The following is a 20,593-nucleotide window of genomic DNA, read 5'->3' as shown; positions in this document are numbered from 1 at the left end:
GCGGTCCGCGCCACAGCATGAACTCCCCTGCCCTCTGGGGAAGTTCAGCCGAGAGGAGCTTCAGCATACGTAACTCCTCCCGGCAGTCACCAACGGCGGCCCCCTTGAAGGGATCCCGTCGGGGCGTCATATTGGTCCGGACCATTGCCCAAGCGGCGTTCGAGCCGTCCGCGCCGCCGTTCCGGGGAGGCAGACCTCGTGCGCCGCGTTCCCGCCCCCGCTCCACTCCCTCTCCGCGTTCCCGGGCGTGCCGTGGCGGTCTGCGGTGCGCTGGCGCTGCTCGCCTCCTGCGGCTGGGGCGGGAAGGACGACGGCGAGAGCGGCGGCCGGCTGCCCGGGGCACCGACGGGCGTCAGCGCCGCGGCGGGGAGCGCGACCAGCGTGCACGTCATGTGGAGCGCGGTGTCCGCAGGACCCGGCATCAGCGGCTACGAGGTGTATCGCGGCACCACCAAGGTGAAGGACGTACCCGCTTCCGAGCACATGGTGGACGTCACCCGGCTCAGGCCGTCCACCACGTACGTCTTCACCGTGCGGGCCCAGGACACCGACGGCCGGCTCGGGCCGCGCAGCCGGGAGGTGCGGGCGACGACGCCCGCGGCCGCCGCGGCGGACCGCTCGGCCCCGACGCGCCCACTCGGTCCGCACGGCAGGGCGGTGGGGAGCCGGGCGGTCCAGCTGTCCTGGTCCCGCTCGACGGACGACCGGGGCGTGGTCTCGTACGACATCTACCAGGGCACCACGAAGATCCACAGCGTGGGCGGGGCGCAGACGGCGACCGTGGTCACGGGTCTGCGGCCCGGCACCCGCTACTCGTTCACCGTCCGGGCCCGCGACGCGGCAGACAACCTCTCCCCCGCCAGTACCCCGGTCCGCCTCACCACCGCGCCGGCCTCCGACGACGGACGGGGCACGGCGCCCACCGGCTTCCGCGCCACCACCCACCGGGCCGGCGGGGCGTACTACCTCGACCTCGTCTGGGTCCCGCCGCGCACCGACGGCGTGGTGACGGAGTACCAGATCCAGCTCGACGGACGCCCGGCGACCTCCCTGGTCTGGGGCGGCGCCGCACCGCGCGACCGGGCGTCGTACAGCTTCTACGTGGGGCGGGACGCCGGGGTCACCCACCGGGTGCGGATCAGTGCCAGGCTGCCGGACGGCACCTGGGGCGGCTTCTCGGCGGAGCGGACGGTGACGACCGGTCCGGAGCAGTCATAGGTGATCTTAGGATGGGCCTCATGAGCCATAGGGACACCGATGGCCGACCGGGCTCGGCGGCGCCTTTGGATCTCTCCCTCCTGCGCACCTTCCTCGCCGTGCACCGCGCCGGCTCGTTCACGGCGGCGGCACGGCTGCTCGGGGTGTCGCAGCCGACGGTGACGGCACAGATCCGGACCCTGGAGGCGCAGCTGGGACGGGAGCTGTTCGAGCGGCGGTCGCGTGGCGTGGTGCCCACGCCGGTGGCGGACCAGCTGGCCGGCCGGGTCGCAGCGCCGCTGGACGCGCTCGCCGCCGTCGCGGACCGCGGCGGCCTCGGCGCCGACCGGCCGCCGGAGCCGGTCCATCTGGCGGGCCCGGCCGAGGTGCTGTGCGCCCGGGTCCTAGCCGCGCTGGCCCCGCTCGTCGAGCAGGGCGTACGGCTGCGGATCGGCACCGGGCTCACCGACGACCTGCTGGCGGCCCTGCGCGCCGGCCGCCACGATCTCGTGATCGCCACCTCGCGGCCGCGCGGCCGCACGCTGAACTGGGTCCCGCTGATGGACGAGGAGTTCGTGCTGGTCGCCGCGCCCGTTTGGGCGGAGCGCATCGGCCCCGACCGCGTGGCCGCCGAGGGGCCCGCCGCGCTGCACGCGGCGCCCCTGGTCACCTACGCCGAGGACCTGCCGATCGCCCGGCGCTACTGGCGGCACGTCTTCGGGACGCGGCTGACCGGGCAGGCCGCGATCACCGTCCCGGATCTGCGGGGCGTGCTGGCCGCGGTCGCCGCCGGGGCCGGGATCACCGTGCTTCCCCGCTGTCTGTGCCTGGACGAACTGGCCTCGCGCGCTGTGGTGCCGCTGCTGTCACCCGAGGACCCGCCGATCAACACCACCTACCTCACCCAGCGCCCCGGTGTCCCCGACAACCCGCACGTGCTGCTCGTCCGGGAGCGCCTGCTCCAGGCGGCGCCCACCTGGTGAGGGAGCACCTGGGGGAACACCGCACGCCTGCGACGGAGCATCCCCACTGCGCCGGACGAAGGAATCCGTCACCTGCCCGGGCGCGCTCCGCAGGCGTGACACGGCCGGGGGACGTTGGCTGCTCCTGAGGCAGCACGGGCGTTTCCCTATCTCCGGCGGCGTATGGGATGGACCGCCGACCGTGCCGCCGGAGGGAAGTCCCATGCGCATCTCTCAGCCACTCCTCCACTCCGGCCCGGTCGTGGCAGCCGCCGCGCTCGCGGTCGGTCTCGCCCCCGGACCGGCCGGCGCGGGGCCGGGGATCTCCGTGAGCACCAACGGCTCCACGGTGTCGGTCACGACCAGCGCGTGCACCCAGGTCAACGGCAGCTGGGGCACCGCCTCGCTGCTCAACAGCGGCCAGGCGAACTTCGCCCAGGGGCGGCAGGTGCCGCTGACGGGGACGAGCGTCAGCCAGTCCGCCGCCTGGCAGAGCGTGAGCCCGGGCACGTACACCGTGATCGTCGTGTGCTCGAACAACATCACGGCGGGCACCCAGTCGGTCATCGTCTCGGCCCGCTCGACCCCGACGATCTCCGCCACGTCCTCGCCGTCGCGCGGTGTGATGGGCGGCCTGGGCGGGGGCACCAAGGACTACGGACCGGTCACGTTCGCGGTGGGCGGGACGCTGGTGGGGGCGGCGATGATCGCCACGGGCTGGGTGCTGCGCCGCCGCTCGAAGCCGTACCGGCTCTGAACCGGGGCCGGCGCAGGCAAGCCGCCCGCACTGCGCGGTCGACGCCGGCGGCCGCCGTCACGCCGGGTCGCGACCGGGCAGCCCCGCGAACTCCTCCAGCGCGTGCGTGAGCCACTGCGTCCAGAAGGTCTCCAGGTCGATGCCGGCCCGCAGTACCAGGTGCTGCAGCCGGTCCTGGACGCTGTCCTTGCCGGGCGGGAAGTCGCGCTTCTCGATCTCCCGGTACTCCGCCAACTGCCGCTCGTGCAGCTCCAGATGGCGCCTGAGGTCGGCCTCCAGGCCCGCGGTGCCGACCACGGCCGCGGCACGCAGCCGCAGCAGCAGCGTGTCGCGCAGCGGCTTCGGGTCCTGGGACGCCGCCGTCCAGCGGGCCAGTTCGGCGCGGCCCGCGGGCAGGACCTCGTAGCGCTTCTTCTGCCCGCGGGCCGGCTGCTCGGCCGGCAGGGTGCGGATCAGGCCCTCGGCCTCCAGTCTTCCCAGCTCGCGATAGATCTGCTGATGCGTCGCCGACCAGAAGTAGCCGATCGACCTGTCGAAGCGGCGCGTCAGCTCGAGCCCCGACGACGGCTTTTCGAGCAGGGCGGTGAGGATCGCATGCGGGAGTGACATGGAGTCATCCTAGGGACGGCCCGTCCGTCCCGGTCGGCCCCTACAGCGCCGCCGCAACTTCCGTGCCCTGCTTGATGGCGCGCTTCGCGTCCAGCTCTGCGGCCACGTCCGCACCACCGATCAGGTGCGCGCTGCGCCCGGCGGCGACCAGCTCGTGGTACAGGTCCCGGCGCGGCTCCTGCCCGGTGCACAGCACGATGGTGTCGACCTCCAGGACGGTGCTGGTGCCGTCGACGGTGATGTGCAGCCCGGCGTCGTCGATCCGGTCGTAGCGCACGCCCGGGACCATGGTGACGCCGCGGTGCTTGAGCTCGGTGCGGTGAATCCAGCCGGTGGTCTTGCCGAGGCCGGCACCGACCTTGCTGGTCTTGCGCTGCAGCAGGTGCACGGAGCGCGGCGGGGCGGGCCGCTCGGGCGCGGCGAGGCCGCCGGGGGCACGGTAGTCCATGTCGACACCCCAGGTGCGGAAGTACGTCGCCGGGTCCCTGCTCGCCTTGTCGCCGCCGTCGGTCAGGTACTCGGCGACGTCGAATCCGATGCCGCCCGCGCCGAGGACGGCCACCCGGTCGCCGACGGGGGCGCCGTCGCGCAGCACGTCGAGGTAGCCGAGGACGCGGGGGTGGTCGACGCCGGGGATGTCGGGGGTGCGCGGGGTGACGCCGGTGGCGACGACGATCTCCTCGTAGTCGGCGAGGTCCGCGGCGGTCGCCCACGTGTTGAGCCGTACGTCCACGCCGTGCTCGTCGAGCTGGTGACGGAAGTAGCGCAGCGTCTCGTCGAACTCCTGCTTGCCGGGGACCTTGCGGGCCACGTTCAGCTGGCCGCCGATCTCGCTCGCGGCGTCGAACAGCGTGACCTCGTGGCCGCGTTCGGCGGCGCTCACCGCGCAGGCGAGCCCGGCCGGACCGGCGCCGACGACGGCGACCCGCTTGCGCCGACGGGCGGGCGACAGGACGAGCTCGGTCTCGTGGCAGGCGCGCGGGTTGACCAGGCAGGAAGTGATCTGCCCGCTGAAGGTGTGGTCGAGGCAGGCCTGGTTGCAGCCGATGCAGGTGTTGATGGCCTCGGGCCGGCCGGCCGCGGCCTTGGCGACGAAGTCGGGGTCGGCGAGCATCGGTCGGGCCATCGACACCATGTCGGCGTAGCCCTCGGCGAGCAGCTGCTCGGCGAGTTCCGGGGTGTTGATGCGGTTGGTGGTCACGAGCGGGACCGAGACCGTGCCCATGAGCTTCTTCGTCACCCAGGTGTACGCGCCGCGCGGCACGGAGGTGGCGATGGTGGGGATGCGCGCCTCGTGCCAGCCGATGCCGGTGTTGATGATCGTCGCCCCGGCGGCCTCGACGGCCTTGGCGAGCGTGATCACCTCGTCCAGGGAGGAGCCGCCCGGCACGAGGTCCAGCATGGACAGCCGGTAGACGACGATGAAGTCCTCGCCGACCGCCTCGCGCACCCGGCGGACGATCTCGACCGGGAAGCGCATGCGGTTCTCGTACGAGCCGCCCCAGCGGTCGGTGCGGTGGTTGGTCTGCGCGGCGATGAACTCGTTGATCAGGTAGCCCTCGGACCCCATGATCTCGACGCCGTCGTAACCGGCCTGCCGGGCGAGGCGGGCGGTGCGGGCGTAGTCGTCGATGGTCCGCTCGATGTCGGCGTCGGTGAGTTCGCGGGGCACGAAGGGGCTGATCGGCGCCTGGAGCGGGCTGGGGGCGACCAGGCCGGGGTGGTAGGCGTAGCGGCCGAAGTGCAGGATCTGCAGCGCGATCCGCCCGCCCTCGCGGTGGACGGCGGCGGTGACGCCGACGTGCTGCTCGGCCTCCTCCTCGGTGGTGAGCTTCGCGCCGCCCTCGTACGGCCGTCCCTCCTCGTTGGGTGCGATACCGCCGGTGACGATCAGCCCCACTCCCCCGCGGGCCCGGGCGGCGTAGAACTCCGCCATGCGCTCGAAGCCGCGCTCGGCCTCCTCCAGGCCGACGTGCATGGAGCCCATGAGAACGCGGTTGGGCAGGGTGGTGAAGCCCAGGTCGAGCGGGCTCAGCAGGTGCGGGTAACGGCTCATCGGCCCCTCCGTACGCGGTGTGATCTCTGTAGTTGTAGAGGACGGCGCAGGTTTTATGCAACTAGTTGCACAACAGCTGGGGTGTGGGCGCGGCCACTGGGAAGCATCACGGCGTCGGGCCCGACGGCATCGGGAGAGGGAAGAGGCATGCGAGCAGACAGTGAGCAGAGCACCGCGTCCGTGGTGGAGCTCGCCCGGGAGCTGATCCGCCGGCCGAGCCGGGCCGGGATCGACGACTACGGACCCGTCCTGGAGGTCCTGGAGGACTGGCTCGCCGCGCGTGAGCTGCCGCACCGGCGCCTGCACGACGGCACGGCCCGCCCGGTCGCCCTGCTGGTGGAGATCGCCGGCGGCCGGGCCGGGCCGTGGTGGGCGCTGGACGCCTGCGTGGACACCGCCCCGTTCGGCGACGAGGCGGCGTGGTCGTTTCCGCCGGCCTCCGGTGATGTGGTCGACGGGTCGCTGCGGGGCAGGGGCGCGGCCGACTCCAAGCTCGCCGCGGCCCTGTTCTGCCATCTCGCGGCCGAGGTGCGGCCCCGCGCCGAGTCCCTGCGCGGCGGGCTCGCCGTACTGCTGGACGCCGACGAGCACACCGGCGCCTTCGGTGGCGCCCGCGCCTACCTCGCCGACCCGGCCGCGGCCCGCCCGGCCGGGGTGATGATCGGCTACCCCGGCCCGGACGAGGTCGTGGTCGGGGGGCGGGGCCTGTGGCGGGCCACGCTCGCGGTGCACGGGGCCTCGGGGCACTCCGGGTCGAGCAGGCTCACGGTCGGGGCCGTGTCACGGGCGGCCGAACTCGTACGACTGCTGGACGCGGCCGCGCTCCCCGGCGCCGACGAGAGGTTCCCGCTGCCGCCGAAGCTGACGGTGACGTTCTGCCACGGCGGGCAGGGCTTCTCGGTCGTGCCGGACCGGTGCGAGCTGGGCGTGGACATCCGCACCACCCCGGCCTTCGCCGCGGCGGCCGCCGAGGCCCTGGTGCGGGCGGCGGCGGCCGAGCTGGACGCGCGCGTACCCGCTCCGCGGCCGACCGGTGTCACCCCGGTGGCCGAATGGCCGCCGTTCCGCCTGGCCGAGGACGAGCAGCCGGCCGCCGCGCTCCTCGACGCCGCCGCCCGGGAAGGGCTGACCGTCCGGGCGAAGACGGCGGGGCCGTCGAACATCGGCAACCTGCTGGCGGCCGAGGGCGTCCCGGCCACCGCCGGTTTCGGTCTGCCGTACGAGAGTCTGCACGGCGTCGACGAGCGCGTCCGCCTCGCGGAGCTGCCTACGATCCACGCCGTCTACTGCGGGCCGTCCTCGGCCTCCTCCAGGAGGAGTGCCCGTGAATTTCAGCGGCTCACCAGCCGTACGTGCAGCTCCCGCTCCTGGTCGCCGGAGGCCATGCTGAGGTCCTGCACGGAGAACAGGGAATCCAGGGTCGTACGGAACCGCTCGATCGCCCAGTAGCCGCCCTGCAGGTCGGCCGTGACGGACGCCCCGAGCCGCGTGGGGCCGCAGTCTGCCCGGTGGGCGTCGGCCACGTCGAAGGTGCCTAGCCATACCGTGGGGCGCACCTCGTGGTAGTCACGGGGTACGTCCTCCGCGCACCGGTCGGACGAGAAGCACGCGCACAGGGCGTCGAACACGACACGGGCGTCTTCCTTGGTGCATCCGCTCAGCTCCACGGAGACGGACTCCGCGTGCGGTCGCTCGCTGTCCATCGTGATCGCTCCTCTCGTGGCCACGCTGCGGTACCGCAGGAGCTCCCCGCGAACCGCACCCCCACCCTCAGCAAAGCACCACCTCCCAGGAGAGCACCACCGGCGGCACTCCACATCCTCACGGAGCGATCCCTCACGGAGCGATCCCTCACGGAGCGATCCCTCACGGAGCGGTCGTTGGGGAGCGATCCTTGCGGAGCGACTCGTGCAGCGGTCCGGCCGACTCGGCGGGACGGCCGCCGTTGTGTTGAGGGATGGTGGAGGGAAGCAACGGACCATCGGAGAGGTGAGTGCCGGCGCGGTACAACAGGGTGTGTCGGCACCGGGGACGGCGGGCCGCGTGGACGGGCGAAGGCGGTGCGTGGGATGACAGCAGCCGGGGCTCCCCCGACCGAGGGTGACGAGCCGGTGCGGGGTCCGGTGAAACCGAGCGGGCTGCTCGACGTGCTGGGCGTGGCCTCGGTGGTCCTCGACGCCCAGGGACGCATCGTGCTGTGGAGCCCGCAGGCCGAGGAGCTCTTCGGCTACTCGGCGGAGGAGGCGCTGGGGCAGTACGCCGCCCGGCTGATGGTCTACGAGCAGCACCTCGACCTGGTCGTCAAGCTGTTCGCCGACGTCCTGGAGACCGGTCAGGGCTGGGCGGGAGCCTTTCCCATCCGGCACAAGGACGGCAGCACCCGCCTGGTGGAGTTCCGCAACATGCGGCTCCTGGACGACCGGGGAGACGTCTTCGCGCTCGGGCTCGCCGCCGACCAGTCGACCGTGCGGCGGCTGGAGCGGGACGTGGCGCTGTCGGCGCGGATCGTCTCGCAGTCCCCGATCGGGCTGGCCGTCCTGGACACCCAGCTGCGGTACGTCTCGGTCAACCCGACCCTGGAGCGCATGAACGGCATACCGGCCGAGGAACACCTCGGCCGGACGGTCCGCGAGGTCCTGCCGAACCTGGACGCCGACGTCCTGGAGTCCGCGGTGCGCCGGGTGCTGGAGACCGGCCGGCCGCTCGTCGACATGTCCACCGTCGGCCGGACCCCTGCCGATCCGGACGAGGACCACGCCTGGTCGATCTCGCTCTACCGGCTGGAGGACGCGGTGGGGACGGTGCTGGGCGTGGCCGCGTCGATCGTGGACATCACCGAGCAGTACCGGGCGGGCATCGAGGCGGAGACCGCGCGCCGGCGCCTGGCCCTCATCGCCGACGCCTCCGCCCGGATCGGCACCACCCTCGACCTGGACCGCACCGCCCGCGAGCTGGCGGACGTCGCCGTGCCGGAGCTCGCCGACGTCGCGGCCGTGGACCTGCTGGAGGCGGTGGTCGCGGGCCGCCGGAGCAGCCTCCGGCCCGCCGAGCCGGAGGTGATCCGCGCCCTGGCCGTGCGGGCGAACCATGCCGCGGACGCCCTGCAGGCGGCCGATCCTCCCGGCCAGGTGGCCCACTACGGCCCCGACCGCCTCGTCACGCAGTGCGTGCGCACCGGACGCCCGGTCCTGGTGGCGCAGGTGAAGGACGAGGATCTGAGCTGCATCGCCCGCTCCCCGGAGGCGGCGGTGCTGTTGGCCCGCGCAGGCGTGCACTCGTATCTGGCCGTGCCGCTGATCGCGCGCGGCGAGGTGCTGGGCGCCCTGGACCTCAAACGCACCCGCAACCCGCTGCCGTTCAGCGAGGACGACGTGCTGCTGGCCCGGGAGCTGGCCGCCCGTGCGGCCGTGCAGATCGACAACGCCCGCTGGTACCAGAACGCCCGCGACACCGCCCTCACCCTCCAGCGCAGCCTGCTGCCCAGCCACCCGCCCGTGACGGGCGGCCTCGAGGTCGCCTCCCGCTACCAGCCCGCGGGTGCCACGATCGAGGTCGGCGGCGACTGGTTCGACGTGATCCCGCTGGAGGGCGACAAGACGGCGCTCGTCGTGGGCGACGTCATGGGCAGCGGCATCAGCGCCGCCGCCACCATGGGCCGGCTGCGCACCGCGACGAACACCCTGGCCTCGCTCGATCTCGACCCCGCGCAGCTGCTGGAGCACCTCGACCGGATCACCGACGGCCTGGACCACTCCATCGCCACCTGCCTGTACGCCGTCCACGACCCGCACCGGCGGCAGTGCCGGATCGCCAACGCCGGGCACCTGCCACCGGCCCGCATCCGCGTGGGCCGTCCCCCGGAGCTGCTCGACCTGCCCACCGGGGTCCCGCTGGGTGTGGGAGGCGTCGAGTTCTCCACCACCACGGTCGATCTCGAACCCGGCGACCAGCTCGTGCTCTACACCGACGGGCTCGTCGAGACCCGCCGGCACCCGCTGGACGAGCGCCTGGAGACGCTGCTGACCCTGCTCGACGGCCCGACGCGCCCCCTGGAGGAACTCTGCGACTTCCTGCTGCGCACGCTGCACCAGCCGGACAACCACGACGACGTGGCCCTCTTGATCGCCCGTGCGCAGGCGCTGTCATAGGAGCGACCGGTTTTCACACGGACTACCTGGTCCTTACCGGCCGCATTCCACCATCACAGGAAAGGCATGCCGTGGGGTGCCAGGCCTCCGGGCGCCCGGACGCCCGGCCGCTGGCCGAGAGGAGCGGGGCGACGACCTGACCTCGGGTCCCGGGACACGGATCGGTTGCCGGAAGGCCTACGGCTTCGTGCCGATCACCACATTCGCGTGGAGCTCCCCCGAGACGGCGAGGCGGGTAGTCAGCCCGGCCCGCCTGAAGGCCTCCACCGCGGCCGAGGACTGGTGTTCGCTCGTCTCGACCAGGAGGCAGCCGCCGGGGGCGAGCCAGTCCGGGGCCCCGGCGGTGACGCGGCGCAGGACGTCGAGGCCGTCGGCACCGCCGTCGAGGGCGACCAGCGGTTCGTGGTCGCGGGCCTCCGCCGGCAGGAGGCCGACCTCCTCCGTCGGGACGTAGGGGACGTTGGCCGCGAGGATGTCGACACGGCCGCGCAGGGCACCGGGGAGCGCCTCGAACAGGTCGCCCGCGTGGACCCTGCCCCTGACGGGGTCGATGTTGCGGCGGGCGCAGCGCACCGCGGTCGGGTCGATGTCGGCGGCGTGCAGTTCCACCGGGCCGAGCGCGGCGGCCAGCGCGGCGCCGACCGCGCCCGAACCGCAGCACAGGTCCACCACGACGGACGCGCCCGGAGCCCGGTCCAGGGCCTGGTCTACCAGGAACTCGGTACGGCGCCGGGGCACGAAGACGCCCGGGTCCACAGCAATGCGCAGACCGTGGAACTCGGCCCACCCCAGGACCTGTTCGAGCGGCAGTCCGGCGACGCGCCGGTCCACCAGGATGGTGAGCTCGTCCGGTGTCCGGGCGGCGGTGAGGATCAACTCCGCCTCGTCCTCGGCGAACACACAGCCGGCAGCGCGCAGCGCGGCGACGACCGAGGCGCGCAAGGCCGGCGAAGAAGACGGAGAGGGGCAAGGAAAAGGAAACGGAGAGGGGCAAGGAAAAGGAGAAGAAGAAGCAGCAGGAGAGGGCGAGAGAGAAGCCGGAGAGAGTGGAGGCATGGAAGCGGGGAGCCTTTCGGGAGCCGAAGGGTGCTCCCGCAGTCACCTACGGCCGGTGATCCGCGCTGTCCTGAGGTGAGAGCACCCGACCTGACACAGCGGTAATGGATCTCACCTCCTCGGCTTCCTTCGACCGGGACCCTCCGCGGCCGGACGGCCACTTTACCCCAACGTTCAGACGTCGACGGTCTCTTCGACCTCCTCCTCGGTCTCCCCTTCCTCGGCCCCCTCCTCCTTGGCCTCCTCCTTGGCCTCCTCTTCCTCGGTTTCGCGCACCGGGGGCACGGCAGCCGCTGGTGCCTTCGCCCGCTCGTACCCCGCCGCGACCGCGGTGACCGGTGGCGACCGTACGGACGTCGAGCCTGGCCCCCGCCTCGTCCTTGACGGTCTGGTCGAGCACCTTGGCCTGCGGGCCCGCGCCGACGACGGCGACGGGCAGATGGTTCGGCTCCGGAGTCACGAACGCTCCCATGTACGCGAGCCCCATGCCCCAGCACATCAGCAGCGGGGTGACCAGGTGGGTGAGTACATGGCGCAGCGCCGGTGACCTCATCGCTCACAGCCATTGGTTGGCTTATACAACTCCTTCTTCGGTTGTACTATACAACCAGACGCGCAGGGAGGAATGCCGTGACAGCAGCCGAGGGGTCCGATGAGACGGTCGTCACCCCTGACGAGACCGCCGTCGAGACGGCCGTCGAGACCATCCAACGTGAGATGACGATCTTCGCCCGCCGGGCTCGGGCCTCGGCGGGACGCATGCACCCCGAGCTGTCGCTGGTGTCGTACACGCTGCTCGGGCACCTGGAGGAGAGCGGGGGCTGCCGCGCCACCGACCTGGCCGCCCACTACGCCCTGGACAAGTCCACCGTCAGCCGCCAGGTGGCCGCCCTCGAGCGCGCCGCCCTCATCGAGCGGCGCCTCGACCCGGACGACCACCGCGTCCAGGTCCTCCACCTGACGGACGCCGGCCGGCGCATCCTCGCCCAGGTGACCGAGAGCCGCCGGGCAGCCTTCCGGGAGCGGCTGGCGGACTGGCCGGTGGAGGACCTGAAGCGGTTCGCGGAGTACCTCACGCGCTACAACGCGTGGCCCCGGCGGCAGTCGGAGGACGCCTGACGAGGGCGGCGCCCGGGGCTGCTACGCCACCGGCACGGCCGCCCGTCCATCGACCAGGCGTTCGGGCGCGCGAGCCGCGAGGAACGCGGTGCGGCGCCGCAGCCGGAAGCCCAGGGACTCGTACAGCCGGATGGCGTTCGTGTTCTGGGCGCCCGTGTGGAGCAACGGCGTCTCGCCGCGCTGCCGGATGCCGTGGGCGACGGCGAGGATCAGGCGGGTGGCCAGGCCCTGGCCACGGACGGCGGGGTCGGTGCACACCGCGCTGATCTCGGTCCAGCCCGGCGGGTGCAGCCGCTCCCCCGCCATGGCGACCAGAGCACCGTCCCGGCGGATTCCCAGGTAGGTGCCCAGTTCGATGGTGCGGGACAGGAACGGGCCCGGCTGGGTGCGGGCGACGAGGTCGAGCATCTCGGGCACGTCGGCGGGACCGAGGCGGACCGCCTCCGGGTCCGGTGCGGCGGCCAGACCGTCGTCCACGAACTGCACGCCCTCGATCTGAAACGTGATCTCCCAGTCGTCCGGAACCCGCCCCCGGTAGCCGGGCAGCGGGACCTCGGCGCCGGGACCGGCCAGGGCCGCGAGGTCCGCCCAGTCGTCGGCGTCGGGCTCGTCGGGCAGCGCCAGCCACGGGGACACATCGACCGGATAGCGCAGCACTCGCCCGCGTCGCTCGGCGAAGCGGGCGTGCGGTCCGGTCAGAGAAGCCAGGGCGGGGTTGTCGAGCACGTCGTCCCGCGTCGTCCCGGGGGTGCTCATTGGAGGACCATCCCTTCTGCAGAGGGTTGTGACCTCTCGGTCCCGGCGGGTGCACGGCCTGCGGCGTGCGCCAAGCGATGGCCATCCACCAAGCCGGCCGCAAGGCCAAGAAGCCCGCCACGAAGGCCGAAGCGGCATAGGGGTTGACTCAGGGAACTCATGCGGCGACCTCGATCACGACCTTGCCGCGGGCGTGGCCGTCCTCGACGGTGCGCAGTGCCTCCCCGGCCCGGTCGAGCGGGAAGGTCTGCGTGACGTGCGGGTCCAGGTCGCCGCTGACGACCAGTTCCGCCACCGCGTCCAGGACGGCGGCGGTGCGGGCGCGGGCGACGCGCGCCCCGCCCAGCGCCTCGACGGTCTGCGGCGGCGCCCCGGCGCTGATCAGCTCGGTGCGGTCGGTCAGCAGGCCGGCCGCCTCGGTGAGCACCTCGCCGCCGACCAGGTCGTAGACGGCGTCGATGCCGTCCGGGGCGGCCGCGCGCGCCCGCTCGGTCCAGCCCGGTCCGGAGGGGACGTGCACGGCGCCGAGTGACTCGATGAAGTCCTTCTTGCCCTCGCTCGCGACGCCCACGGCCTTCAGCCCAAAGGCGCGGGCGATCTGCACGGCCGCCGCGCCGACCCCGCCGCCCGCGCCCGTGACCAGCACGGTCGCCCCCGTGGGCAGGTCGAGCTGGCGGAGGCCGTCGTAGGCCGTGGCCGCGGCGACGGGCAGGGTGGCGGCGGCCGTGAAGGAGACCGCGGCGGGCTTGTGCGCGGCCACCTCGGCCGGCAGCAGCGCGTACTGCGCGTAGCCGCCCGCCGCCGTGTTGCCGAAGACCTCGTCCCCGGCGGCGAAGCCGGTCACGCCCTCGCCGACCTCCTCGACGACCCCGGAGACCTCGTTGCCGAAGACGACGGGAAACTCCCGCTCACCGCTCTCGCCGGGCCGGCGGAAACCCGTGCGCTGCTTCCAGTCGACGGGGTTCACACCCGCCGCGCGTACCGCGACCAGGATCTGGCCGGGGCCGGGCCGGGGCCGGTCCACGTCGACGAGGGCCTCGGTCTCCGGACCGCCGTACCGCGTGAAGACGTACGCCTTGGGCATTGCTCCCACTCTCCTTCGCTGTCACCGGGTCACCGGCCGCAGGGGCCGCCGGGGTCGGCACGCCACGTGCAAGGGGGATCACCGGGCGGCTATTCCCGGGGCGGAGGAGAGTTCATACGGCCTTCATGAAGGCGGGGCCAAGGGGGCAGGGGCTCCCCCATGAAGGCGGGGCCCAAGGGGGCAGGGACGTCCCTGACGAACGCGTACGGTTGAATGCGTAAGCAATCATCACGCTCGACCGGCGGGTCGTCGCACACGGCGGCCTGGAGGCACCACCCGTATGAACGTCACCCGAGGCTTCACCGGGCGTCCGCGCGTCGACAACCCGGGCCTGCCGCCCGGGCAGTACGACGCGGGCGACGACTGGCCCGTGCTGTCCGCGGAGGTCACGCCCGACATCGCCCCCGCGGACTGGACCTTCCGCATCGACGGCCTGGTGGCCGAGCCCCGCACCTGGAGCTGGGAGCAGGCGCGCGAGCTGCCGGCGTCGGCGTACGAGGGCGACATCCACTGCGTGACGGGCTGGTCGAAGTTCGGGGTGCGGTTCGGGGGCGTGTCGCTCGACGTGTTCCTGGACGCGGCGCGGCCCGATGCCTCCGCCACGCACGCGTTCGCCCGCTCCCACACCGGGTACACCACGAACCTTCCGCTCGCGGACCTGAGGGGCGGGCGCGCCTGGATCGCGTTCGAGTACGACGGCGAACCGCTGGCCGCCGAGCACGGCGGTCCGGCCCGGCTGCTGGTGCCGCACCTGTACTTCTGGAAGAGCGCCAAGTGGATCGCGGGCCTGACCATCCTCGACCACGACGAGCCGGGCTTCTGGGAGCAGAACGGCTACCACGCCCGTGGCAACCCCTGGGAGGAGCAGCGGTACTCCGGTGACTGAGACCTTCGCACCCGCCACGCGTTTCGCGGTGCCCGGCCGCATCGCCGTGAGCGAGCGGGCCGCCTCGGTGTGGCAGACGGCCACCCTCACCCAGATCCGGCGGGAGACCCCGCGCGCCGCCACCTTCCGGTTCGCGGTACCGGCCTGGGTGGGGCATCTGCCCGGCCAGCACCTGATGCTGCGGCTGACCGCGCCGGACGGCTATGTGGCCCAGCGCCACTATTCGATCGCGTCCGCTCCCGACGACTCGGGCCACATCGAGCTGACACTGGACCACGCCGAGGGCGGCGAGGTCTCCGGCTGGTTCCACACCGTGGCCCGGCCCGGCGACCAGGTCGAGGTGCGCGGCCCGCTGAGCGGCTTCTTCGCCTGGCCCGGCGACCGACCCGCACTGCTGATCGGGGCGGGCTCCGGAGTCGTACCGCTGATGTCGATGGTGCGGCACCACCGGGCGCGGCGGCTCACCGTGCCGCTGCGGCTGCTGGTGTCCGCGCGCAGTCCTCGAGAGCTCATCTACGCGCGGGAGTTCGGCGCGGAGACCACACCCGTGTTCACGCGCAGCGCCCCGGAGGGCGTGCCGGTGGGGCGGCTGGCGGCCGCACACGTGGCGCCGCTCCTGGCCGAGCAGCCGCCGGGCGGCTGGGAGGCATACGTGTGCGGCTCCAACGCCTTCGCCGAGCACGCCTCGCGGCTGCTCGTCGCCGCGGGCCAGCCCGTGGACCGCATCCGGATCGAGCGCTTCGGCTGACGGCAGGCCGGCCGGGTGCCCGGCCGGTGCGGGTCTCCCGCTGGATGCGGGCGATGCGGTCGAGTACCGGAACCGGGTGTTTCGGGGCCCCTTGGTCGGGGACTCCGCCGGAGAACGAGAACCGCCCGAAGAGCCGTACCACTCCCCGCGGCGTCCTGGGTGGCCCTGGACAGGTCTCGCTGCAGGCGCCCTCCAGCCCGGAGTTGGCGAGCACGTGGTCAGGCGCGCCGGGGCTCACGCAGCAGCGGGTCGGCCGGGAGGCAGATCTGACGGACGGACAGATGGGTGACCGCGTGCCCGTGCGCGCCGAGCGCGGCCACCGAGTCCGTCGTCATGGGCTTCCTCAGCGGTGGGGCGGCAGGGCGCTCCGCTGCCGCGGGGCGCGTGCCGCACGGATTCCACGGGGTGTGCGGGTCAGTCGGCCGGCGCTGCTTTCCGTGCGCCGGCGGGGTGAGCGAAGTCTGCTGGAAGGGGTACGAGACCGGTGTGGACGCTCGCACGCGGTGCGGAGGGAGGGGCGGACCGACCCCTGGAACGGTCCCGTCCGGACCTCCGGCTCCGGTGACGGCAAGGAGGCGGCATGCGAACCCGGGTGCGCGGCCGGCGCCGGCGGCGCAATCCGCTGCGTCGCCGGTCGGACGTCGTCGAGGTGTGGACCGCGCTGGTCATCACGGTCCTGCTGCTCCTGGGCGCGCCGCTGGCCGGGGCGGTCGCGGCCTGGTGGGCCCACGACGAGGCGCGGGCGGTCCAGGCGGCTCAGCGGGCCGACCGGCATCGCGTCAGCGCCGAGGTCGTGGGGAGGACGCCGGACGCGCTGCCCTCGGTGCAGGGCGGCCGGCAGCACGCCTACCGGGCGACGGTGCGCTGGACCGAGCCGGGCCAGGGCCCGCGGACCGCGGTGGCACGCGTCCCGGCGGGGACGCGGCACGGTGACATGGTCGACGTGTGGTTCGACTCCCGGGACCGCAGCGTCGCGCCTCCCCCGGACGACACCGTGGTCTGGCAGCACACCGTCACGATGGGCGCCTGCGCCACGGGCGGCGCCGTCGCCGTCGTCCTCCTCGGCCACTCCGTGGTACGCCGCATCGCCCTCCGCCACCGGCTGGCCGAGTGGGAGCGGGAATGGGCGCGTACGGGACCGGAGTGGACCCGGCGCCGGGCGTGAGACATGGGCGGGCGCGGTCCGCGCGGCCGACGCCCGGTGACCCGACCACCGTGACGCCTTCGCGCCGCTCGGGACGTGCCGCTCGCCGTCCGCGACGAGCGGTGCGACGGCCTTGACCAGCCCGTCGGCGGCAGGCGAGAGGTCGCCATCGTGGGTTCAGTTGCGCGGCCGGGACCTGGCGAGTCCTCCGACCACACCCGTACGGTGTGATCATCCGCAGTGTCTCTTCACAAAGGCGGTTGTTGATGGCCCTGTTCGACCTTCCCCTCGACGAACTCCGTGCGTACCGCAGCGCGTCCGCCGAGCCCGAGGACTTCGACACCTTCTGGTCCAAGACCCTCCAGGAGGCCCGCGAGCACGACCTGGACGCCCGCTTCGACCTGGTCGACACCGGCCTGACCACGGTGAAGGTGTACGATGTGACCTTCGCCGGGTTCGGCGGCCATCCGGTCAAGGGCTGGCTGACGCTGCCCGCCCAGGCCGACGTGCCACTGCCGCTGGTAGTGGAGTTCGTCGGCTACGGCGGCGGACGCGGGCTGCCGCACGAGCACCTGCTGTGGGCGTCGACGGGCCGGGCGCACTTCGTGATGGACACGCGCGGCCAGGGCAGCGCCTGGGGCGGCGGGGGCGGCACCCCCGACCCGGTGGGCGGAGCGCCCGCGTACCCCGGCTTCATGACCCGGGGCATCGACGCCCCCGACAACTACTACTACCGCCGGGTGTTCACGGACGCGGTGCGCGCGATCGAGGCGGCCCGCTCGCACCCGCTGACCGATCCGGCCCGGACCGCGGCGATCGGCGAAAGCCAGGGCGGCGGCATCACGATCGCGGTGGGCGGCCTGGTCCCGGATCTGGCCGCGATCGCGCCGGACGTGCCGTTCCTGTGCGACTATCCGCGCGCCGCGACGCTGACGGACCGTCACCCATACCGTGAGATCGGTCTGTACCTCAAGACGCATCGCGGCCGCACCGAGGACGCCCTGCGCACGTTGTCCTACTTCGACGGCGTCCACTTCGCTGCCCGCGGCCGGGCTCCGGCCCTGTTCTCGGCAGCTCTGGAGGACCAGACCTGCCCGCCCTCCACGGTCTTCGCCGCCTTCAACGCCTGGGCGCACGACGACAAGACGATCGAGGTGTACGACTTCAACGACCACGAGGGTGGCGGCCCCTTCCAGGAGGCGGCGAAGCTGCGCTGGCTGCGGTCGTACCTCTGAGAGGCCTGGAATGGAGGTGCGTGAGGCCGCGGAGCGGTTCGTCCGGGTCTGGGAGCGGGCCTGGGCGGAGCACGACGTGGACGCGCTGGTGGAGCTGTACGCCGAGGAGTGCGTGCACCGCTCGATGCCGTTCCGCGAGCCGCACCACGGGCGGGACGCGCTCGCCGCGTATCTGCGCTGGTCGTTCGGGGACGAGCGGGTGACGGACGTGCGGTTCTCCGCTCCGGTCGTCGGCCAGGACGGTGTGGCCGTGGCCGAGTTCAGGGTCCTCTCGGAGGAGGGTGGTGAGCCGTTTACCCTCGCCGGCTGCGTGTTCGTCCGCTTCGACGGCACGGGGCGGGCGGTCGAGACCCGCGACTACTGGCACACGGTCCCGGGTCACCGGGAGCCGGAGGGTGCGCTGTTCTTCGTGTGACCCTGTCCGGGCGACGCCTTCCCTCCAGTCCGACCAGTCGGTACGTTCAGGGGGCTCGGGCCGCAGCGTGGTGGTCCGGGGTTCCGGCGGACGACGGAGGGTCCATGTCCGAGCACGAGGCACAGGTTCACGGCCACTGCGACGCGCGCTTCGCGGCGGTACGCGCGGCCTTCGAGGAGAACTTCCGCGCCCGGGGCGAACTGGGCGCCGCGGTGGCCGTCACCGTGGAGGGCGAGACGGTGGTGGACCTGTGGGGCGGGTGGGCCGACGCCGCGCGCACCCGGCCATGGGAGCGGGACACGCTGGTCAACGTGTGGTCGACGACGAAGGGCCCGACCGCACTGTGCGCGCACATCCTCGCCGACCGGGGGCTGCTCGACTTCGACGCGCCGGTGACCGCGTACTGGCCGGAGTTCGCCGCGGCGGGCAAGGAGAAGGTCCTCGTCCGGCATCTGCTGTCGCACCGCGCGGGTCTGTCCGGCCTGCGTGAGCCGCACGCGCTCGCCGACCTCTACGACTGGGAGCTGACCACCGCGCGGCTCGCGGCGACGGAGCCCTGGTGGGAGCCGGGCACGCAATCCGGGTACCACGCGCTGACGTACGGCTTCCTGGTCGGGGAGGTCGTGCGGCGCGTCTCGGGACTGCTGCCGGGCGCCTTCCTGGAGCGGGAGGTGACCGGCCCGCTCGGCATCGACTTCACCGTCGGGCTGCCGGAGAAGGAGTCCGGGCGGGCGGCGGAGCTGGTTCACCCGCCGGCCGCGGCGACCAGCGAACAGGCCTCCGCCTTCGGCCAGTTGCCCCCCGCGGCCCTCGCCGCGCTGGCCAATCCGCTGGTGGGCGCGGCCGAGGCGAACACGCCCGAGTGGCGGGCCGCCGAGATCCCCGCGGCCAACGGTCACGGCACCGCGCGGGCCGTCGCCGCGTTGTACGGCGTCTTCGCCGGGCGCGGGACCTACGACGGCCGGCGAATTCTGTCGCCCGAGGCGGCCGAGCGGGTGCGCGAGGGACAGGGCAGCTGCCGTGACCTGGTGCTGGGCGCGGGGTTCGAGCGCGAGACCGAGGTCGGGCTGGGCCTGTGGCTCAGCGGTCCGAACCGCTCGTACGGCCCCAACCCGCGGGCTTTCGGACACGACGGCTTCGGCGGTTCCTGCGGTCTCGCCGACCCCGAGACGGGGGTGTCCCTGGGGTACGTGATGAACCGGATGGGGCCTCATATCGCCGACGACCCACGGAAGATGACCCTGATCGACGCCCTGTACAGCGCTCTGTGACCAGGGGCGCGCGGGTCGGTTTCGGCCGAACTGCCGGGCCGGTCTTCCCTGGTGGTTTAGACCAATGCTAGATCTGGTGGCGCAATGAGCCCACACGGCTACGGCACGTCACCAACAGGAGGCGCGGCATGGCCCGCACCGCCCCGCACGCCCACCCGCTGGCCGAAGGGACAACCGAGGAACGGCCGCTTTACTGGAGGATCGCCACGGAGCTGCTCGGCGAGCTGCGCGACGGCACCATCCCGCCCGGTGAACGGCTGCCGGGCGAGCGGCAGTTGGCCGCGCACTTCGGGGTCAGCCGGGAGACCGTACGGCAGGCGCTGGAGGTGCTGCGCCGCGACGGACTGGTCAGCACCGACCGGCGGGGCAGTCACGCCACCCTGCCCGGGCTGCCGGTCGAGGCGCCCTCCTCCCTGACCTTCCCGGTCGGCGCCCGCACCGCCGACCCGGGCGCCTTCGACCGGGCCACGGTGACCTGGGAGACGCCCCCGCCGGAGCACGCCGAGGCCCTCGGGCTCGCCCCGCACCGACCGACTCTGGTGCACCGCTACCGGTCCGCAGCGGCCGACGGCACCGGGCTGCGGACCGCGGTGACGTCCTTCTCCGCCGTGGCTCTCTCCGAGGTCGAGGAGCTGGCCCGCTACCGCGACCGCGCCGACGGCGCGGGGGCGGCGCAGCTGCGGCGGGCCTACGACTGGATGCGCAGGGCCGGCCTGACCCTGCACCACCGGGACTCCATCACCCGCCTCGCGGACGGCCCCTCGATGCGGGTGACCCGGCGCGTCCACGACCAGTACGCACGCCCACTGGAGTTCACCGACCTGGTCGTGGACGCCCGACAGAGCGCGCTGGTCTACGAGTTCACCCTGCCGGCAGCCGTCTGAACCGGATCCGCCCGGGCCCGGTCAGCCGGGCAGCACCTGCCGCCACTGCGGAGGCGTCACCCCGTAGGCCGCCTTGAAGCGGCGGGTGAAGCGGCCGGGGCCGGTGAGACCCCAGGCCCGGGCGGCCGACACAAAGGGTGCGGGTGCGGGCGGCCGACAGGAAGGGCCCGGGTACCGGCAGCCGACAGGAAGGGCCCGGGTACCGGCAGCCGACACGAAGGGCCCGGGTGCGGTCGACCGACGCGGCCGGGGCGAGGCGGGCGTGG

20 protein-coding genes and 1 pseudogene are annotated in these 20,593 nt (G+C 73.4%); 13 read left to right on the top strand and 8 right to left on the bottom strand.

The window, feature by feature from the left end:
• The first annotated feature begins 252 nt into the window (after nt 1-252).
• The 3 genes from ABZV31_RS07985 (at nt 253) to ABZV31_RS07975 (ending at nt 2,916) form a co-directional block, all read left to right on the top strand.
• A complete protein-coding gene (locus ABZV31_RS07985) occupies nt 253-1,218 on the top strand; it encodes a fibronectin type III domain-containing protein (RefSeq protein WP_355889682.1) in 966 nt (321 codons plus the stop codon).
• A gap of 20 nt (nt 1,219-1,238) precedes the next feature.
• Entirely contained in the window at nt 1,239-2,180 is a 942-nt protein-coding gene (locus ABZV31_RS07980) for a LysR family transcriptional regulator (protein WP_355889680.1), read from the top strand.
• A gap of 202 nt (nt 2,181-2,382) precedes the next feature.
• Nucleotides 2,383-2,916 (top strand): hypothetical protein, encoded by a 534-nt coding sequence (locus ABZV31_RS07975; protein WP_355889677.1) that lies wholly within the window; start codon nt 2,383-2,385, stop codon nt 2,914-2,916.
• Between the two features lie 57 nt (nt 2,917-2,973).
• Here the strand turns inward: ABZV31_RS07975 and ABZV31_RS07970 are convergent, their stop codons facing one another.
• Both ABZV31_RS07970 and ABZV31_RS07965 read right to left on the bottom strand, forming a co-directional pair.
• Nucleotides 2,974-3,525: a PadR family transcriptional regulator gene (locus ABZV31_RS07970; protein WP_355889674.1), complete on the bottom strand. Its 552-nt coding sequence runs from the start codon at nt 3,523-3,525 to the stop codon at nt 2,974-2,976.
• Nucleotides 3,526-3,565: 40 nt separating this feature from the next.
• Nucleotides 3,566-5,581 (bottom strand): NADPH-dependent 2,4-dienoyl-CoA reductase, encoded by a 2,016-nt coding sequence (locus ABZV31_RS07965; RefSeq protein WP_355889672.1) that lies wholly within the window; start codon nt 5,579-5,581, stop codon nt 3,566-3,568.
• 147 nt (nt 5,582-5,728) lie between these two features.
• On the opposite strand from ABZV31_RS07965, the gene ABZV31_RS07960 reads away from it, so the two are divergent.
• Nucleotides 5,729-7,030, top strand: a complete 1,302-nt coding sequence (locus ABZV31_RS07960; RefSeq protein WP_355889669.1) for a M20/M25/M40 family metallo-hydrolase — start codon at nt 5,729-5,731, stop codon at nt 7,028-7,030.
• Here ABZV31_RS07960 and ABZV31_RS07955 read toward each other — a convergent pair.
• The gene (locus ABZV31_RS07955) at nt 6,913-7,284 is read right to left on the bottom strand and encodes a hypothetical protein (protein WP_355889666.1); all 372 of its coding nucleotides are present in this window, start codon (nt 7,282-7,284) and stop codon (nt 6,913-6,915) included. The genes ABZV31_RS07960 and ABZV31_RS07955 overlap by 118 nt on opposite strands.
• 366 nt (nt 7,285-7,650) lie before the next feature.
• On the opposite strand from ABZV31_RS07955, the gene ABZV31_RS07950 reads away from it, so the two are divergent.
• Nucleotides 7,651-9,729, top strand: a complete 2,079-nt coding sequence (locus tag ABZV31_RS07950) for a SpoIIE family protein phosphatase (protein ID WP_355889663.1) — start codon at nt 7,651-7,653, stop codon at nt 9,727-9,729.
• Between the two features lie 177 nt (nt 9,730-9,906).
• Here ABZV31_RS07950 and ABZV31_RS07945 read toward each other — a convergent pair whose 3' ends face one another.
• Together ABZV31_RS07945 and ABZV31_RS07940 are read right to left on the bottom strand one after the other, a co-directional pair.
• On the bottom strand, nt 9,907-10,785 hold the full coding sequence (locus ABZV31_RS07945; protein ID WP_355889660.1) for a putative protein N(5)-glutamine methyltransferase: 879 nt from the start codon (nt 10,783-10,785) through the stop codon (nt 9,907-9,909).
• A 340-nt stretch (nt 10,786-11,125) separates the two neighbouring features.
• A pseudogene (locus ABZV31_RS07940) lies at nt 11,126-11,338 on the bottom strand (hypothetical protein); the annotation flags it as partial.
• 77 nt (nt 11,339-11,415) lie between these two features.
• Between ABZV31_RS07940 and ABZV31_RS07935 the strand changes: the two are divergent.
• Nucleotides 11,416-11,904, top strand: a complete 489-nt coding sequence (locus tag ABZV31_RS07935; protein ID WP_355889657.1) for a MarR family winged helix-turn-helix transcriptional regulator — start codon at nt 11,416-11,418, stop codon at nt 11,902-11,904.
• Between the two features lie 21 nt (nt 11,905-11,925).
• On the opposite strand, the gene ABZV31_RS07930 is transcribed toward ABZV31_RS07935, so the two are convergent.
• Both ABZV31_RS07930 and ABZV31_RS07925 read right to left on the bottom strand, forming a co-directional pair.
• Complete coding sequence (locus tag ABZV31_RS07930; RefSeq protein ID WP_355889654.1) at nt 11,926-12,660, bottom strand: GNAT family N-acetyltransferase; 735 nt, start codon at nt 12,658-12,660, stop codon at nt 11,926-11,928.
• Between the two features lie 157 nt (nt 12,661-12,817).
• Complete coding sequence (locus ABZV31_RS07925; RefSeq protein ID WP_355889652.1) at nt 12,818-13,744, bottom strand: NADP-dependent oxidoreductase; 927 nt, start codon at nt 13,742-13,744, stop codon at nt 12,818-12,820.
• A gap of 280 nt (nt 13,745-14,024) precedes the next feature.
• On the opposite strand from ABZV31_RS07925, the gene ABZV31_RS07920 reads away from it, so the two are divergent.
• The 7 genes from ABZV31_RS07920 to ABZV31_RS07890 all read left to right on the top strand — a co-directional run bounded on the left by ABZV31_RS07920 (nt 14,025) and on the right by ABZV31_RS07890 (nt 20,327).
• The gene (locus ABZV31_RS07920) at nt 14,025-14,630 is read left to right on the top strand and encodes a sulfite oxidase-like oxidoreductase (protein ID WP_355889650.1); all 606 of its coding nucleotides are present in this window, start codon (nt 14,025-14,027) and stop codon (nt 14,628-14,630) included.
• Nucleotides 14,623-15,378 (top strand): ferredoxin reductase, encoded by a 756-nt coding sequence (locus ABZV31_RS07915; protein WP_355889648.1) that lies wholly within the window; start codon nt 14,623-14,625, stop codon nt 15,376-15,378. The genes ABZV31_RS07920 and ABZV31_RS07915 overlap by 8 nt, the downstream gene beginning before the upstream one ends.
• 580 nt (nt 15,379-15,958) lie before the next feature.
• Nucleotides 15,959-16,543: a hypothetical protein gene (locus ABZV31_RS07910; protein ID WP_355889645.1), complete on the top strand. Its 585-nt coding sequence runs from the start codon at nt 15,959-15,961 to the stop codon at nt 16,541-16,543.
• A 245-nt stretch (nt 16,544-16,788) separates the two neighbouring features.
• Nucleotides 16,789-17,757: an acetylxylan esterase gene (locus ABZV31_RS07905; protein ID WP_355889642.1), complete on the top strand. Its 969-nt coding sequence runs from the start codon at nt 16,789-16,791 to the stop codon at nt 17,755-17,757.
• A gap of 10 nt (nt 17,758-17,767) precedes the next feature.
• The gene (locus ABZV31_RS07900) at nt 17,768-18,172 is read left to right on the top strand and encodes a nuclear transport factor 2 family protein (RefSeq protein ID WP_355889639.1); all 405 of its coding nucleotides are present in this window, start codon (nt 17,768-17,770) and stop codon (nt 18,170-18,172) included.
• A gap of 104 nt (nt 18,173-18,276) precedes the next feature.
• On the top strand, nt 18,277-19,443 hold the full coding sequence (locus tag ABZV31_RS07895; protein WP_355889636.1) for a serine hydrolase domain-containing protein: 1,167 nt from the start codon (nt 18,277-18,279) through the stop codon (nt 19,441-19,443).
• 128 nt (nt 19,444-19,571) lie between these two features.
• A complete protein-coding gene (locus ABZV31_RS07890) occupies nt 19,572-20,327 on the top strand; it encodes a GntR family transcriptional regulator (RefSeq protein ID WP_355889633.1) in 756 nt (251 codons plus the stop codon).
• A 21-nt stretch (nt 20,328-20,348) separates the two neighbouring features.
• On the opposite strand, the gene ABZV31_RS07885 is transcribed toward ABZV31_RS07890, so the two are convergent.
• The gene (locus ABZV31_RS07885) at nt 20,349-20,459 is read right to left on the bottom strand and encodes an AraC family transcriptional regulator (protein ID WP_355889630.1); all 111 of its coding nucleotides are present in this window, start codon (nt 20,457-20,459) and stop codon (nt 20,349-20,351) included.
• Nucleotides 20,460-20,593 lie beyond the last annotated feature (134 nt).

The sequence above is a fragment of the Streptomyces sp. NPDC005202 genome (genome assembly GCF_040608235.1).
In the GTDB taxonomy this organism is placed as follows: Bacteria; Actinomycetota; Actinomycetes; order Streptomycetales; family Streptomycetaceae; genus Streptomyces.
The sequence above is the reverse complement of the archived record's forward strand: the minus strand, read 5'-3'. Positions and strand labels throughout refer to the sequence as shown.

Bases quoted from the DNA above. Each gene is read 5' to 3' on its own strand.
- ABZV31_RS07980 (WP_355889680.1), top strand. From the start codon at position 1,239: ATGAGCCATAGGGACACCGATGGCCGACCGGGCTCGGCGGCGCCTTTG.
- ABZV31_RS07975 (WP_355889677.1), top strand. From the start codon at position 2,383: ATGCGCATCTCTCAGCCACTCCTCCACTCCGGCCCGGTCGTGGCAGCC.
- ABZV31_RS07970 (WP_355889674.1), bottom strand. From the start codon at position 3,525: ATGTCACTCCCGCATGCGATCCTCACCGCCCTGCTCGAAAAGCCGTCG.
- ABZV31_RS07965 (WP_355889672.1), bottom strand. From the start codon at position 5,581: ATGAGCCGTTACCCGCACCTGCTGAGCCCGCTCGACCTGGGCTTCACC.
- ABZV31_RS07960 (WP_355889669.1), top strand. From the start codon at position 5,729: ATGCGAGCAGACAGTGAGCAGAGCACCGCGTCCGTGGTGGAGCTCGCC.
- ABZV31_RS07955 (WP_355889666.1), bottom strand. From the start codon at position 7,284: ATGGACAGCGAGCGACCGCACGCGGAGTCCGTCTCCGTGGAGCTGAGC.
- ABZV31_RS07950 (WP_355889663.1), top strand. From the start codon at position 7,651: ATGACAGCAGCCGGGGCTCCCCCGACCGAGGGTGACGAGCCGGTGCGG.
- ABZV31_RS07945 (WP_355889660.1), bottom strand. From the start codon at position 10,785: ATGCCTCCACTCTCTCCGGCTTCTCTCTCGCCCTCTCCTGCTGCTTCT.
- ABZV31_RS07930 (WP_355889654.1), bottom strand. From the start codon at position 12,660: ATGAGCACCCCCGGGACGACGCGGGACGACGTGCTCGACAACCCCGCC.
- ABZV31_RS07925 (WP_355889652.1), bottom strand. From the start codon at position 13,744: ATGCCCAAGGCGTACGTCTTCACGCGGTACGGCGGTCCGGAGACCGAG.
- ABZV31_RS07920 (WP_355889650.1), top strand. From the start codon at position 14,025: ATGAACGTCACCCGAGGCTTCACCGGGCGTCCGCGCGTCGACAACCCG.
- ABZV31_RS07910 (WP_355889645.1), top strand. From the start codon at position 15,959: ATGCGAACCCGGGTGCGCGGCCGGCGCCGGCGGCGCAATCCGCTGCGT.
- ABZV31_RS07905 (WP_355889642.1), top strand. From the start codon at position 16,789: ATGGCCCTGTTCGACCTTCCCCTCGACGAACTCCGTGCGTACCGCAGC.
- ABZV31_RS07900 (WP_355889639.1), top strand. From the start codon at position 17,768: ATGGAGGTGCGTGAGGCCGCGGAGCGGTTCGTCCGGGTCTGGGAGCGG.
- ABZV31_RS07895 (WP_355889636.1), top strand. From the start codon at position 18,277: ATGTCCGAGCACGAGGCACAGGTTCACGGCCACTGCGACGCGCGCTTC.
- ABZV31_RS07890 (WP_355889633.1), top strand. From the start codon at position 19,572: ATGGCCCGCACCGCCCCGCACGCCCACCCGCTGGCCGAAGGGACAACC.